The sequence below is a fragment of the Achromobacter piechaudii NBRC 102461 genome, assembly GCF_001571245.1.
Taxonomy (GTDB): domain Bacteria; phylum Pseudomonadota; class Gammaproteobacteria; order Burkholderiales; family Burkholderiaceae_B; genus Achromobacter; species Achromobacter piechaudii.
In genome coordinates, this window is record NZ_BCTK01000006.1 from 449,855 (window position 1) to 464,699 (window position 14,845).

At 64.7% G+C, this 14,845-nt stretch carries 11 protein-coding genes; 4 read left to right on the top strand and 7 right to left on the bottom strand.

What is annotated here, in order from left to right; translation table 11 throughout:
* Positions 1–73: 73 nt before the first annotated feature.
* The 3 genes from API01S_RS14155 to API01S_RS14165 form a co-directional block, all read right to left on the bottom strand.
* A complete protein-coding gene (locus API01S_RS14155; RefSeq protein ID WP_061304912.1) occupies positions 74–1,582 on the bottom strand; it encodes a M81 family metallopeptidase in 1,509 nt (502 codons plus the stop codon).
* A gap of 137 nt (positions 1,583–1,719) precedes the next feature.
* Complete coding sequence (locus tag API01S_RS14160) at positions 1,720–3,213, bottom strand: CoA-acylating methylmalonate-semialdehyde dehydrogenase (RefSeq protein WP_061304914.1); 1,494 nt, start codon at positions 3,211–3,213, stop codon at positions 1,720–1,722.
* A 113-nt stretch (positions 3,214–3,326) separates the two neighbouring features.
* On the bottom strand, positions 3,327–4,652 hold the full coding sequence (locus API01S_RS14165) for an omega-aminotransferase AptA (protein WP_061304916.1): 1,326 nt from the start codon (positions 4,650–4,652) through the stop codon (positions 3,327–3,329).
* A gap of 159 nt (positions 4,653–4,811) precedes the next feature.
* On the opposite strand from API01S_RS14165, the gene API01S_RS14170 reads away from it, so the two are divergent.
* A complete protein-coding gene (locus API01S_RS14170; RefSeq protein WP_061304918.1) occupies positions 4,812–6,230 on the top strand; it encodes an aminotransferase-like domain-containing protein in 1,419 nt (472 codons plus the stop codon).
* A 130-nt stretch (positions 6,231–6,360) separates the two neighbouring features.
* On the opposite strand, the gene API01S_RS14175 is transcribed toward API01S_RS14170, so the two are convergent.
* From API01S_RS14175 to API01S_RS14190, 4 genes are all read right to left on the bottom strand, one after another.
* Positions 6,361–6,843: a dihydrofolate reductase gene (locus API01S_RS14175; protein WP_061305577.1), complete on the bottom strand. Its 483-nt coding sequence runs from the start codon at positions 6,841–6,843 to the stop codon at positions 6,361–6,363.
* A 102-nt stretch (positions 6,844–6,945) separates the two neighbouring features.
* The gene (locus API01S_RS14180) at positions 6,946–9,009 is read right to left on the bottom strand and encodes a putative bifunctional diguanylate cyclase/phosphodiesterase (protein ID WP_006221721.1); all 2,064 of its coding nucleotides are present in this window, start codon (positions 9,007–9,009) and stop codon (positions 6,946–6,948) included.
* A gap of 385 nt (positions 9,010–9,394) precedes the next feature.
* The gene (locus API01S_RS14185; RefSeq protein ID WP_050729551.1) at positions 9,395–10,366 is read right to left on the bottom strand and encodes a thymidylate synthase; all 972 of its coding nucleotides are present in this window, start codon (positions 10,364–10,366) and stop codon (positions 9,395–9,397) included.
* An 8-nt stretch (positions 10,367–10,374) separates the two neighbouring features.
* Positions 10,375–10,818 (bottom strand): OsmC family protein, encoded by a 444-nt coding sequence (locus tag API01S_RS14190; protein WP_006221719.1) that lies wholly within the window; start codon positions 10,816–10,818, stop codon positions 10,375–10,377.
* Positions 10,819–10,941: 123 nt separating this feature from the next.
* On the opposite strand from API01S_RS14190, the gene coq7 reads away from it, so the two are divergent.
* The 3 genes from coq7 to tviB all read left to right on the top strand — a co-directional run bounded on the left by coq7 (position 10,942) and on the right by tviB (position 14,844).
* Positions 10,942–11,619: a 2-polyprenyl-3-methyl-6-methoxy-1,4-benzoquinone monooxygenase gene (gene coq7 / locus API01S_RS14195; protein ID WP_039883623.1), complete on the top strand. Its 678-nt coding sequence runs from the start codon at positions 10,942–10,944 to the stop codon at positions 11,617–11,619.
* Positions 11,620–12,361: 742 nt separating this feature from the next.
* A complete protein-coding gene (locus API01S_RS14200; protein WP_006221717.1) occupies positions 12,362–13,468 on the top strand; it encodes an MraY family glycosyltransferase in 1,107 nt (368 codons plus the stop codon).
* A 98-nt stretch (positions 13,469–13,566) separates the two neighbouring features.
* Complete coding sequence (gene tviB, locus API01S_RS14205; RefSeq protein ID WP_050729550.1) at positions 13,567–14,844, top strand: Vi polysaccharide biosynthesis UDP-N-acetylglucosamine C-6 dehydrogenase TviB; 1,278 nt, start codon at positions 13,567–13,569, stop codon at positions 14,842–14,844.
* Position 14,845: the final 1 nt, after the last annotated feature.

Sequence of the window (14,845 nt, forward strand, 5' to 3'; positions counted from 1 at the left end):
CCCTTGAAGCGGTGTGAGCGGCGCGGTTGGCCGCTACGTCGTTAACGCGCCGCTCGATGGCGGCGTGGGAGGGTCAGGCGGTTGCGGCCCGCCCCGAAAACACGGGTCCGCAAGGCGCCATTCTGATGCCGGGACGCAACCGTGTCCATGGTTGTTTTGCCGCATCCATCAGCATGGAGCCGGGCGCGGCGCACACCAGGATCGTTTGCGCGATGTCGGTGAAATCCGCGCGGAAATGCGCGGAACTCTTCACCACCAGAATCGCGGCGCGCGTGGGTTCGACGCCCGCGAAACGGAACATCTCCTGGTCGGCCATCTGCACCTTGTTAGAGGCGACGATGATGCGTACGCCACCGATGCGCAGGCAGGCGCTGGGGCCCAGGTCCATGTGGAATCCACGGTAGAACGCACCGTGCGTATCGAAGCGTCCGTCCGACGTTTTTTCTACGATGAATTCGCTGTCCAGCGGTTCGTCGTCGGGAATACCCGAGTGTCCACCTAGTGCAATCCGTACCTTGTTTCCGACGCCCGCGCGGTGCGCGGCAAGCGCGGCGGCGGGATCGACGATCAGGCCGATGGCGGTGTCGCGCGCGTCATGGCGGATCAGCGCGCGCAGCACGCCAGTGGTGTCAGAGCTGCCGCCCGCGCCGGGGTTGTCTTGTGCATCCGCGATAACGACCGGCTTGTCTGAGCTGTGCGCGATTCGCATCGCTTCCTGCACGGCTTCATCGGGCGTGTAGAGCTTGCCGCCGAAGTCGCGTTCGGCGTTCAGCACGGCGCGCGCCATCTCGGCTGCGGCGGCGTCCGCTTCGGCTTGCGTCGTGCCATACGCCCACACGGTCGGCGCGCATTCGGGAAAATCGGCGGCGGGAAAGCCGGTAGCGAAAGACAGGCTGGTGGCGCCGCGCGATTCGATTTCGCCCACCAGCGCATACAGGCTGCGCGAGGGTTCGATGTCGGTCGATTGCCAGCACAGCGAAATCAGGTAGGGCAGGGCGCGCAGCGAGGCATAGGGGCGCGGCATGCCGGCCAGCCGCAAGGCCAGCAGCGCGGCGGCGCGCTGGCCGGTTTCGGCCATGTCGATGTGGGGATACGTGCGATAGCAGACCAGCGCGTCGGCATGGCGCACCATGGCGCGCGTGACGTTGGCGTGCAGGTCCAGGCTGGCGACCACAGGCACGTCGGGACCGACCAGCTCGCGTACGCGCTTGAGCAATTCGCCCTCGCCGTCGTCCAGGTGTTCGGTGACCATCGCACCATGCAGGTCCAAGTAGACCCCGTCCAGCGGCAGGGCGTCGGACAAGCCTTGCAGGATCAGCGCGCTGATGCGTTCAAAAGCGTCTTTGGTGACCAGGCCGGACGGGCTGGCCGCCGCCCAGGTGGTGGGCACGAGCGTGTGCTGGCTCATGGCTTCGATGAAGCCCGCCACGGGAATGTTAGCGCCTGCTACGGCAGGGAACATCGCGGGGCCACTGACCAGCTTGGGCCAGCCGCCGCCTTTCTCGGCAAAATCTTCCCACGTTGCGCGCGAGGGCGCGAACGTATTGGTTTCGTGCTGAAAGCCGCCTATACCGATGCGCATCAGGCATCCCCTTGTGTTGTGTGATGTTGCTGTGTCGTGGTGCTATCCGGGCGCGGCCGAAGCCGCGCCCACTGCGAAAGCCGGGTAATGCGTCCTTGCTTGAATGCGGTTGATGGTAAGCCTTGAAGCGCGAAGGCTTACTTGGCCACGGGCATGGTGAATTCCGCGCCCTTGGCGATGCTGTCTGGCCAGCGCTGCATCACGCTCTTGTAGCGCGAGTAGAAGCGGATGCCTTCTTCGCCGTAGGCGTGGTGGTCGCCGAACAGCGAACGCTTCCAGCCGCCGAACGAATGCCATGCCATGGGCACGGGGATCGGCACGTTGATGCCGACCATGCCGACCTTGATCTGGCGGGCGAAGGCGCGGGCGACGCCGCCGTCCGACGTGAAGCAGGCCACGCCGTTGCCGAACTCGTGCGCGTTGATGAGTTCAACCGCGCTGGCGAAGTCGGGCACGCGCACGATGCACAGCACCGGGCCGAAGATTTCTTCGCGATAGATGTTCATTGCGGGCTTGACGTTGTCAAACAGCGTGCCGCCCAGGAAATAGCCCTTTTCGTTGCCAGCCACTTTCAGGCCGCGACCGTCGACGACCAGGTCCGCGCCTGCCGCGATGCCGTCTTCGATGTAGCCCATCACCTTGTTGCGGTGCTGCGCCGTGACCAGCGGACCCATTTCGGCGTCGGCGTTCATGCCGTCCTTGACGATCAGCGCCTTCACGCGCGGGGTCAGGCGTTCGACGACCTTGTCGGCCACGTCGCCAACCGCTACGGCAACCGAGATCGCCATGCAGCGCTCGCCGGCCGAGCCGTAGGCCGCGCCCATCAGCGCGTCGGTGACCTGGTCCAGGTCGGCGTCGGGCATGACGACCAGATGGTTCTTGGCGCCGCCCAGCGCCTGCACGCGCTTGCCGCGCTTGGTGCCTTCGGCGTAGATGTATTCGGCGATGGGCGTGGAGCCCACGAACGACAGCGCTTCCACATCCGGGTGCGAGATCAGGGCGTCAACGGCCAGCTTGTCGCCATGCACGACGTTGAAGACGCCAGGGGGCAGGCCGGCTTCGGTCAGCAGTTCGGCCAGGCGCAGGGACGCCGACGGATCGCGTTCGGAAGGCTTGAGCACGAAGGTGTTGCCGCAGGCGATGGCCACCGGGAACATCCAGCACGGCACCATCATCGGGAAGTTGAACGGCGTGATGCCGGCCACCACGCCCAGGGCCTGGCGCATGCTCCAGTTGTCGATGCCGCCGCCGATCTGGTCGGAATACTGGCCCTTGAGCAGTTGCGGAATGCCGCAGGCGAATTCGACGATCTCGATGCCGCGCATGACTTCGCCCTTGGCGTCAGAGAACACCTTGCCGTGTTCGCGCGTGATGAGCTCGGCCAGTTCGTCCTGGTGCTGATCCAGCAGCGCCTTGAAGTTGAACAGGATGCGCGCGCGCTTGAGCGCGGGGGTTTCGGACCAGGCCGGGAATGCGGCCTTGGCGGCGGCCACGGCCAGCGCCACGTCTTCGTTGGACGCCAGCGGAATGGACGAGGTGATTTCGCCGGTGGCCGGGTTGAAACCGTCTGCGTAGCGGCTGCTGCGGCCATCGAAATGCTGGCCGTTGATGAAATGGGGGATCTTCTTCATGGTGCGGAGCTCTGGGCGGGAATCTTCAAAAACCTCTTGCGGGCGGCACATGGCCGCCCGCAAGAGGTGTCATTGGTTGCGGCGGGGCCGCGAGGGCTGCGTCGTCATCGGACTCAGGCTACCTCTTTCAGGATCTTTCCGATCTGGTCGAAGATCTGGCCGATCTGGTCTTCTTCGATGATGAGCGGGGGCGACACGGCGATGATATCGCCGGTATAGCGCACCATCAGGCCGCTGTCGAAGCACTTCTGGAAGACTTCGCCAGCGCGTGCGCCCGGCGCGCCGGCACGCGGCGACAGTTCGATGCCGGCCACCAGGCCCAGGTTGCGCACGTCGATGACGTGGGGCGCGCCCTTCAGGCTGTGCGCGGCTTCCTGGAAGGCGCCCGACAGCTTGCGCGCGCGGCCGAACAGGTCTTCGCGGCGATAGATGTCCAGCGTGGCCAGGATGGCGGCGGCGGCCAGCGGGTGGGCTGAATAGGTGTAGCCGTGGAAGAATTCGATGCCGCCCGCCGGGCCGTTGACGATGGCGTCGTGCACTTCGCGCTTGACCGCGACCGCGCCGGCCGGCACGGCGGCGTTGCTGACGCCCTTGGCCATGGCGATGATGTCCGGCGTGACGCCGAAGAATTCAGACGCGGTGGCTGCGCCCAGGCGGCCGTAGGCGGTGATGACTTCGTCAAAAATCAGCAGGATGCCGTGCTTGGACGTAATTTCGCGCAGCTTTTCCAGATAGCCCTTGGGCGGGATCAGCACGCCGGTCGAGCCGGCCATGGGTTCGACGATCACGGCGGCGATGGTGGACGCGTCGTGCAGCGCGACGATGCGTTCCAGTTCTTCGGCCAGATTCGCACCCCAGGCGGGTTGGCCCTTGGAATAGGCGTTGTGTTCCAGGTTGTGCGTGTGCGGCAGGTGATCGACGGCGGGCAGCAACGCGCCCGAGAACGTCTTGCGGTTGGTCGAGATGCCGCCCACCGAAATGCCGCCAAAGCCCACGCCGTGGTAGCCACGTTCACGGCCGATCAGGCGGGTGCGCTGCCCTTCGCCGCGCGCGCGGTGGTAGGCCAGTGCGATTTTCAGGGAAGTGTCGACGGATTCGGAACCGGAGTTGGTGAAGAACACGCGGTCCAGGCCTTGCGGCATCAGGCTGGCCACGGCGGTGGCGGCTTGGAAAGCCAGCGGATGGCCCAGTTGGAATCCCGGGGCGTAATCCATGATGCCGGCCTGGCGGGAAATCGCCTCGACGATTTCCTGGCGGCCGTGGCCGGCGTTGACGCACCACAGGCCGGCGGTGCCGTCCAGGATCTGGCGGCCATCGGCCGACGTGTAATACATGCCTTTGGCCGTTGCCAGCATGCGCGGGTGCGCCTTGAACTGCTTGTTGGCAGTGAAGGGCATCCAGAGATGGGACAAGTCGGGCAAATTGGCGGGGGCGTTCATGGCGGCTCCAGGGAGAACGAAACGGCTGCGCCGCAAGAGGGAAGCGCGGCCGCCGGGATTCGATGATTCTGGTCCGTCCTTTCGGGAATGAAAATATACGATCTGCGCAAAGGCCGCTAACTGTATAGTCACGAGTGGCACAACTGTACAGTTATCTACGTGATCGATTTCCAGCCCAACCGCGCGCGTGGCGCGGGGCCCACCCTGGTCGAGCAACTGGTCGCGGCCATCTTGCGCGCCATCGAGGAACAGGTTCTGCGTCCGGGTATGTCCCTACCCTCGGTGCGCGAGTTCGCGCGCCAATACGGTGTCAGCACCTTCACGGTGGCAAGCGCCTACAGCCGGCTGGTGTCGCTGGGTTGGCTGGCGGCGCGGCCGGGGGCGGGGTATCGGGTGGCGTCTCCGGATGCGCCGGCCCGCCGGGGCGAGGCGCTGTCCTGGGAGCCGCCGCGCCTGAACGCGGGCTGGCTGCTGTCGGACATCTTTGCCGATCACTCCATCCCCATCAAATCCGGCTGCGGCTGGCTGCCCGGCGAATGGCTCAACGAAGAAGGCCTGCACGTGGCGCTGCGCCACATGGGGCGCGTGCCGGCGATGCGCATCGCCAACTACGGGCATCCCTATGGGTATGCGCCGCTGCGCGAGACCATCGCGGCCAGCCTCAGCGCGCAAGGCATGGAAGTGGACGTCTCGCAGGTGCTGCTGACGCAAGGCGTGACGCATGGCCTGGACATGGTGATCCGCACCTTGCTGCGGCCGGGCGATACCGTCGTGGTCGAGCAGCCGGCCTATGCCAACCTGTTGCAGATGCTGCGGCTGGCGGGCCTGCGCGTGGTGGCCGTGCCGCGCACGGTGGACGGGCTGGATTGCGAGGCGCTGGAGCGCGTGGCGGCCCAGCATCGGCCGCGCGCGCTATTCATCAACACGGTATTGCAGAACCCGTCCGGCGCCAGCATCGGTATGGCCAACGCGTTTCGCATTCTGCAGGCCGCCGAGCGCCACGGGCTATGGGTGATCGAAGACGATATCTCGCGCGAACTGGCGCCGGGCGTGACGCCCATGCTGGCCGCGCTGGATGGCGGCCACCGGGTGGTCTACCTGGGCGGCTATTCCAAGGTCATCAGCCCGTCGGTGCGGGTGGGCTACGTGGTGGCGCACCGTGACCTGGTCCGCGACATCGCGCGCACCAAGATGGCGGTGGGGCTGACGTCGCCCGAGATCATGGAGCGCATCGTGCACCAGGTGATCCGCGAAGGCCGCTACCGCGCGCACATTGCCCGCACCCGCGAACGGCTGGCCCAGGCGCACGGGGTGGTGGCCGAGCAGATGCGGCAACACGGATTCGAGATTCATGGGCGGCCCCAAGGTGGCCTGTTCCTGTGGGCAAAGGTGTCGGGGGCATGGCGCGAACGCGGCGCCAACGGCCTGGCGGAGCTGGCGCTCAAGGATGGCATCTGGCTGGCGCCGGGATCCTATTTCGAAGCGGACGAAGCCGACACGCCCTGGGTGCGCTTCAACGTGGCGTATTCCGAGGCGCCGGCGTTGTGGCGCTTCATGAGGAATGCGGGCGCGGCCTGACCGGGGGCGAACGCGATTGCGACACGGGTAGCTTGAGCGCGAGGCGCGCTACCCGTTGCCCGTCGGTATGCGTGTTGCGCGCGAGGCGCTTGAAACGGTATGCCGGACAGCGCGGAAAGACGCGCGGACCTTATCGCTGGTACGTCACGAAATCGTAGTCGTAGCCGTTTTCGGCAGGCTGCGGTTCGCGCGAGATTTCCTTCCATTGAAACGACGGCAGCAACGGAAAGAACGCGTCGCCTTCCACATCGGCATGCACTTCAGTGGCCAGCACGCGTTGCGCCAGCGGCAGCGCTTGCGCATAGATCTGCGCGCCGCCGATCACGAACGCTTCCGCCACATCGCCACAGGCGTCGATGGCGGCTTGCAGCGTGGGCACGACGGTGGCGCCAGCAGCGGTGAAATCGGGGTTGCGGCTGATGACGATGTTGGCGCGGCCGGGCAGCGGGCGGCCCAGCGAATCCCAGGTCTTGCGGCCCATGATGATCGGATGGCCCAGCGTGCTGCGCTTGAAATGCGCCAGGTCGCCCGGCAGCTTCCAGGGCAGGGCGTTGTCGCGGCCGATGGCGCGATTGGTGGAGTAGGCGACGATCAGGGTGAGGCTGGCGGGCATGCGCAAAGTTACGGTGGGTGCGCGGCCGGGGGTCGGCGCGCAACGGCGTAAGCGTAGCAAATTCGGGCGCTGGCCTGTGGGCCGGCGCCACGGTCGCGCGAGTCAGCCCGCCGCGTGTTCCAGGAATTCGGTGGCGGGCATCGGCCGGCCCAGCAAAAAGCCTTGCAGCGAATCGCAACCGAGGCCGGTCAGGAATTTTTGCTGTGCGGCGGTCTCCACGCCTTCGGCCACGATGCGCAGGTTCAATTGCTGGGCAAGCGCCACGATCGCCGACACGATGGCCGCGTCTTCGTTGTCGTTTTCCAGCTGGTTCACGAAGCCCCGGTCGATCTTCAATTCGGTGGCCGGCAGGCGCTTCAGGTACAGCAGGCTGGAATAGCCAGTGCCGAAGTCGTCGATGGAAATGGTGACTCCAAGCCCGGACAGCCGCTTGAGCACGGCCAGGCTGGCTTCGGCATCGCGCATGGCGGTCGATTCGGTCACTTCCAGCGTCAGGCAGGCGGGCGGCACGTCGTGCCGCGCCAGCGCCGAGCGCACCGTTTCCACCAGGCTGGCGTGGGCAAACTGCAAGGCGGAAATATTGACCGCGATGGTCCAGTTGCCTTGGCCGGCGTTGATCCATTCGCGCATCTGGCGGCAGGCTTCGTTGATGACCCATTCGCCGATCGACAGGATCAGCCCGGTCTTTTCAGCGGTAGGAATGAATTGGTCGGGGCCGACCAGCCCACGCGTGGGATGATTCCAGCGCAGCAGCGCTTCGGCGCCGATGATCGGACCGGCCGGCGCTTCGTACTTGGGCTGGTAATGCAGCACGAACTGGCCGCGCTCCTGCGCCAGGCGCAGGTCGTGCAGCAGCTCGATCTGTTCGTGCGCGTCCGCGTTCATGGACGGTTCGAAGAAGCTGTAGCCGGTGCCACCCAGGCGCTTGGCGTGGTACATCGCGGCGTCGGCGTTCGTCAGCAGCGAATGGGTGTCCTCGCCGTCGTTCGGGTAAACGGCGATCCCCACGCTGGAAGTCACCAGCACTTCGTGGCCGTAGACCATGACCGGGCGCGCGATGGCTTCGATCAGGCGGTCCGCCACGTTGGCGGCGTCGGTGGGTTCGATGACTTCACTGAGCACGATGAATTCGTCGCCGCCCAGGCGCGCCACGGTGTCCTGGGTGCGCAAGGCCTGGCGGATGCGCTGGGCCAGGTCGATCAGCAAGGCGTCGCCCGTGTGGTGGCCGTAGGCGTCGTTGACCGCCTTGAAGCCGTCCAGGTCGAAGAACAGCACCGCGAAATAGCCCTTGTGGCGGTTGGCGCTTTCAATCGCCTGCTCCATGCGGTCTTCGAGCAGGATGCGGTTGGGCAGCTTGGTCAGCGTGTCGTGCAGGGCCAGTTGCACGAGTTCTTCGTTGGCCTCGGCCAGCGACGAGGCCAGGGCCGATGTGCGCGCCTCCAGCCGGTTGTCCAGCACGGCGACAACCAGCGCAATGGCCAGCACGCTGAGGGTGACGGCGGTGACGGCAATCGCCAGCCAGCCCGCCGAGATGCCGCCATCTGCCGCCATGCAGATGCTGCCCGCCGGAAAGCCCGCGGCTTCCATCCCCGAGTAGTGCATGCCGACAATCGCGATGCCCATGACGCCCGAGGCCAACGGGCGCGAGAACGCCACGCGAGGCCCGTCGTGGCGCAAGTGATAGGTGATCCACAGTGCGGCGCCGGAGGCGGCCACCGCGATGCCGATGGACAGCGCGAACCAGGCCGGGTCATAGACGATGCCGGGCGCCATCCGCATGGCGGCCATGCCCAGATAGTGCATGGCGGCGATGCCGACGCCCATCAAAACCGCGCCGCTCAGAAGCCGTCGCCAGGGAAGTTCGTCTTTGCAGACGGTCCACAACGCGAAGGCCGAGCAGCCGATGGCGATGGCCAGCGACAACACAGTCAAAGACAAGTCATAGCCCATCGGGATGGGCAGGTTGAACGCCAGCATGCCCACGAAGTGCATCGACCAGATGCCGACCCCCATCGCGAACGCGCCACCCGCCAGCCAGTAGCGCGCGGCCGGCAACCCGTTCGAGGCCCGCACGCGATTGGCCATGCCCAACGCCGTGTATGACGCCAGGATGGCGACCCCTAGAGATACGAGGACGAGCGAAGGGTTATAAGTTCCAACGAGCATTTGTGCGGTCCTGTCCTAAGCGCTTACTGCCGTCACGCCGGCCTCAAATCAAATCAATTGGTAGTCAACGGTTGCAATCGAGTCGAAAGACGATTGCTGCTGTCGACGCTGGCGATTTACGTACTCTCTTATCGGAAAGGGGGATGGGGCGAGCAATGCCTGCGGTCGATGCTGCCAGGCGCGCCGCGAGGGTGTTGCGGCAAGCGGCGGGCACCGCGCGGCACGAGCCGGTCGAAAGCCGGGGCGCGCGCAGTTCTGGACGCGCGTCCTAGGCTAAGGGATGGGTTATACCGAAATCGCGCTTCCAGAAGCTCACCAATCTTCACTTATGGCCGTCGAACGCGGGCGCGCCCAGGCCGCCGAAGCCGGCGAGCCGGGCGCGATCTTACACGGCCATCGGGGCGGTGAGGGGGGCGTGATGCGTGTAGCCAGACAGCGAAAAGTCGGACGGTTCCACTTTTTCCAGCCATTCCGGTTCGTAGCGGCCGGTGACGGCGAAATCGGGAATGCGGTCCGACAGCACCAGTCGGGGCGATTCGTAGGGTTCGCGCGTGAGCTGTTCGCGCAGCATTGGCAGATGGTTCTCGTAGATATGGGCGTCGCCAATGAAGTACGTGAACCAACGCGGCGTGTAGCCCGTCAGGCGGCCCACCAGATGCAGCAGCGCAGCGCCTTCCGTCAGGTTGAACGGCGTGCCCAGGCCCACGTCATTGGAGCGGATGTACAGGCACAGCGAGATCTCGCGCGTGGTGGCGTTGGGCAGGAACTGATAGAGCAGATGGCAGGGCGGCAGCGCCATTTCTTCGATCTGCGCCCAATTCCAGCCGTGGAACAGGATGCGGCGATCGCCCGGGCGTTCATGGATCGTGTCCAGGCACTGGCGCAGTTGGTCGACCGCTTTATATAGCAGCACCTTGGGCACGCCGCCTTCCTCAAGGTCGGCAACCTTGGCGTAACCGCGCGACAACGCGTCTTCGAGCTGGCCGGGGCGGCTGGCGTCCAGCAGCTTGTAGGCGGGCCACTGGCGCCATTGCACGCCGTACACCGGGCCCAGGTCGTCAGGGCCTTCGCGGTACGGGTTGGCCAGCCATTGGCTGTTTTCGTTGGCGTTCTGGTCCCAGACCTTGCAGCCCAGCTCGCGGAATTCGGCGGCGCTGCGCGAGGCGCGCAGAAAGCCGACCATTTCGCCGATGGCGGACTTGAACGCCAGCTTCTTGGTGGTGACGGCGGGGAAACCCTTTTGCAGGTCGAAGCGCAGCGAGGCGCCCGGCATGCTGATCGTGCGGATACCCGTTCGGTTCTCCTGCCACGAGCCGGTGTCCAGGATGGATTGAACGAGGTCTAGATATTGTTTCATGGCGGTTCTCAGGCGGCGGCCGGCGCGTCCTGGGTGTCGACGATCTGGACCGAGAAGGTCAGCGCCGCGGTCTTTTCGAGCATGGCCGAGGCCGAGCAGTATTTTTCGTGCGACAGCTGCACGGCGCGTTCGACCGCCGCTTGCGGCAGGTTGCGGCCGGTCACGGTGAAGGCGAAATGGATGCGGGTGAACACTTTGGGATCGGCTTCGGCGCGATCGGCTTGCAGCTTGACGCTGCATCCCGTGACGGCGTGGCGGCCGCGCTTGAGGATGAGCACGACGTCGTAGGCCGTGCAGCCGCCGGTGCCTGCCAGCAGCATTTCCATCGGGCGCGGCGCCAGGTTGTGTCCGCCGCCGTCCACGGCGCCATCCATCACGGCCACGTGGCCACTGCCGGTGCTGGCCGTAAAGAGCATGCCGTTGGGGCCGCCCCAGTCAATCGTGCATTCCATTTTGAGTGTCCTTCCGCATTGAGCGCAGTCAATGGTCGATGATACCTGTTGCGTACAATTCCAGGCATGAGAGCCCCGCCCCGCATCAGGGGTGTGTGGCGCCAGTTTGCACAGGAGCCGCCTATGTCGATCGCTTTGTCCCAATCCGGACCCGTTTCCTTGCGCCGCCGCATCGGCCCGCTGGATGCCTTGCTGGCCGAGGCCGACCGCGCGCTGCGCGTGCTGTCCAATAGCGCCACGGCCGGGCGGCCTTATCCGGCCAAGACGCCTGATGCGCCCGGTGCGCTATCGGAACAGGACAAGCGCCACGCCGCTGGATTGATGCGCGTGAACCATGTGGGCGAGATCTGCGCGCAGGCGCTGTACCGGGGGCAGGCGTCGGTCTGCCGTGAGCCCGCCCCGCGCGCGCTGCTGTTGAATGCCGCCGCTGAAGAAGTCGACCACCTGGTCTGGTGCAACGAACGGCTGACCGAATTGAACAGCCGGCCCAGCCTGTTGAACCCGGTCTGGTACGCCGGCTCGTTCGCGCTGGGCGTGCTGGCCAGCTATGCCGGGGTGCCCCGCAATCTGGGCTTCATGGCTGAAACCGAAAAGCAGGTCGAGGCTCATCTCGAAGAACATCTACGCACCTTGCCGGTGCAAGATGAGCGGTCGCGCGAAGTGGTCCGAAAGATGAAGGACGACGAAGCCGAGCATCGAGCCAGCGCCGAACGGGCAGGGGGCGTACCGCTGCCGGGCCCTGTAAAGACGGCCATGCGGGCAATGTCCAAGGTGATGACCACCACTGCTTACTGGATTTGAAGCCGGGCGCCGGGCGGGGTTCAGGAAATATTGCGATGCACCATTTTGGCCGCATGGTGGTGCGCCATGCACTGGAATGGTGCGATTTTCGGGGTGGGATTACCCGGAACCGGCAAGGGTAAATCCGCAAGGGGTTTACCCCTTCGGCAAAAACCCTTTTTTTGGCCAAGTCATTGCTGGCTGCGGGTCTCCAGAGGGCGGACAGCGAATTTGCGGCGAAAATGCAACGCCGGATTTCGCCTTCAAAAGAGATTAAAAAAATTCTTGCATCGCACAAAAAACCTCGGTACTATTCACTCATCGGATGTTGAAACGCAGTCGGCGCGGTGCAAAACCCCGACAGCGCAGCGAGCAGAAGGCCAGCTCCCAACATGCCACGGTTGTCTCCTCCACCCTCCTCCTTTGGTGGATTTAGCCCGAGATCTCACGATCTCGGGCTTTTTTTTATCCCCAATCAATATGTCCCTATTTGTTGGAAAGCCGCGTCTGGTTGTTGCACAACGCGCGCCTATCCTCCCTATGGAGGCATCCGCGTTTTCCCTGGGATATTTCGTATGCGCCCGAGCGGAAAGCTCTACAATCGTCTGCATGAAATCCGTATTTCCGCTCGGACAAACCACCCCGCCAGGGGCGTTACGTTTCGTGCCCGTGAATTGCACTTCCTTATCCCTCCCATATATGGGCGTTACACCTGGCTCCCATAATGGCGGGCCTGTCTCCAAGACCAACCAAAGGTGATCCAGTGACCTGGCTGTATATCTGCGTGGTCGCGTTCATGGTGGGGGGACTCATCGTGTGGTCGGAGCGCTGGCATGGCCGCTTCACCGGCGACAGCGACCTCAACAAACCACAAGCGAACCATTCCCGCGCCACGCCCCGCGTCGGTGGCCTGGCCGTTCTGGCCGGTACGCTGCTGGGCCTGCTTGTGCTGGGCCCGGCCAACATGACGCTGACCTGGCTCTGGCCCGCTCTGTTCGTGGCCGCGCTGCCCGTATTCGTTGCCGGCCTGCTCGAAGACATCACGAAAGACATTGGCGCCAGCAAGCGTTTGCTGGCGGCTTTCCTGTCGGCCGCAATTGCCTGGTGGCTGCTGGGCGGCGTCAGCCGCGTCGGCATGGCGCCCGTGGATTTTGTGCTGTCGTACTGGCCCGTATCGCTGTTGTTCACCATGTTCGCCGTGGGCGGCTGTACGCATGCGCTGAATATCGTTGACGGCATGAACGGTCTGGCCGGCATGGTCGCCACGTTGATGGCGGTGTCGATCAGCCTGGTCGCGCTGCAAGTGGGCGACGTGCCCATCTTCATGATCGCCGCCGCGCTGGCCTCGGCCACCCTGGGTTTCCTGGTCTGGAACTTTCCGTTCGGCCGCGTCTTCCTGGGCGATGGCGGCGCGTATTTCCTGGGCTTCATGCTGGCCGAGCTGGCGGTGTTGCTGGTGGTGCGCAACCCCTCGGTGTCGCCGTTCTATGCGCTGGCCGTGTTGTTCTATCCCGTCTTCGAAACCGGTTTTTCGATCTGGCGCCGCCGCTTCAAGCGCGGTGTGCCGGTCGATCAGCCGGACGCGCTGCACCTGCATCAACTGGTGTTCCGCCGCCTGGTTCGCGTGACTTTCAGCCGTGGCCGCCGTCATGCGGTGCCGGCGCTGTGCAACGCGATGGCGTCGCCCTACATGTGGGTGCTGGCGCTGATCGGCCTGGTGCCGGCCACCATCTGGTGGGATAACGCGTGGGCGCTGGGGGCCAGCCTGCTGGTGTTCGCCAGCGTCTATGTCTGGCTGTATGCGCGCCTGGTGTCCTGGCGCCGCCCGGGGTGGCTGCTGCTGCCTTCCGTTTTGAAGACCTCGGATTAAGAGTTGAGTGCCCCGGCGTTGCCGCCGGGGGCTCGTTAGTCATCGATCACCCGACCATATTTAAGATGCCGTAATCGTTTTACGGTGAAGGGAGAGTTATGTTGCGAATTCAGGATGTGAAACTTGCTGTCGTGGGCCTGGGCTATGTCGGCCTGCCTTTGGCGGTGGAGTTCGGCAAGAAACGTTCGGTCATCGGGTTCGATATCAATACGCGCCGTATCGACGCATTGAAAGCCGGCCATGACCACACGTTGGAAGTCAGCGACGAAGAGTTGGCCGAAGCCGCTCAACTGACCTACACCGCCGATCGCGCCGAACTCGGCAAGGCGAACGTGTTCATCGTTACCGTTCCCACGCCCATCGACGAATACAAGCAGCCCGACCTGACCCCGCTGGTCAAGGCCAGCGAAACGATTGGCGCCGTGCTCAAGCGCGGCGACATCGTCATCTATGAATCCACCGTCTACCCGGGCGCTACCGAAGAAGACTGCGTGCCGGTGCTGGAACGCGTGTCGGGCCTGAAGTTCAACGTGGACTTCTACGCCGGCTACAGCCCCGAGCGCATCAACCCGGGCGACAAGGACCACCGCGTCAGCACCATCAAGAAAGTCACTTCCGGCTCGACGCCCGAAGTCGCCGAACTGGTGGACCAGCTGTACAAACAGATCATCACCGCCGGCACGCACAAGGCGTCCAGCATCCGCGTGGCCGAAGCCGCCAAGGTGATCGAGAACACGCAGCGCGACGTTAACATCGCGCTGATCAACGAACTGGCCCTGATCTTCAACAAGATGGGCATCGACACCGAAGCCGTGTTGCAGGCGGCGGGCACGAAGTGGAACTTCCTGCCGTTCCGTCCGGGCCTGGTTGGCGGCCACTGCATCGGCGTGGACCCCTACTACCTGACCCACAAGGCGCAGTCGATCGGCTACCACCCCGAGATCATCCTCGCGGGCCGCCGCCTGAACGATTCGATGGGCGGCTACGTGGTGTCGCAACTGGTCAAGGCAATGACCAAGCAGCGCATCCATGTGCAAGGCGCGCGCGTGCTGGTCATGGGCCTGGCCTTCAAGGAAAACTGCCCCGACCTGCGCAACACCCGCATTGTGGACATCGTCAGCGAGCTGCGCGACTACAACGTGGACGTGGACGTCTACGATCCGTGGGTCGACCCGGAAGAAGCCGTGCACGAATACGGCTTGACCCCGGTGGCCAAGCTGGAAGAGGGCAAGTACGACGCCGTCATCCTGGCCGTGGCGCACAACCAGTTCAAGGCCATGGGCGCCGAAGGCATCCGCAAGCTGGGCAAGCCGCAACATGTGCTGTACGACCTGAAGTACGTGCTGTCGCCCGCCGAATCCGACCTGCGTCTGTAAG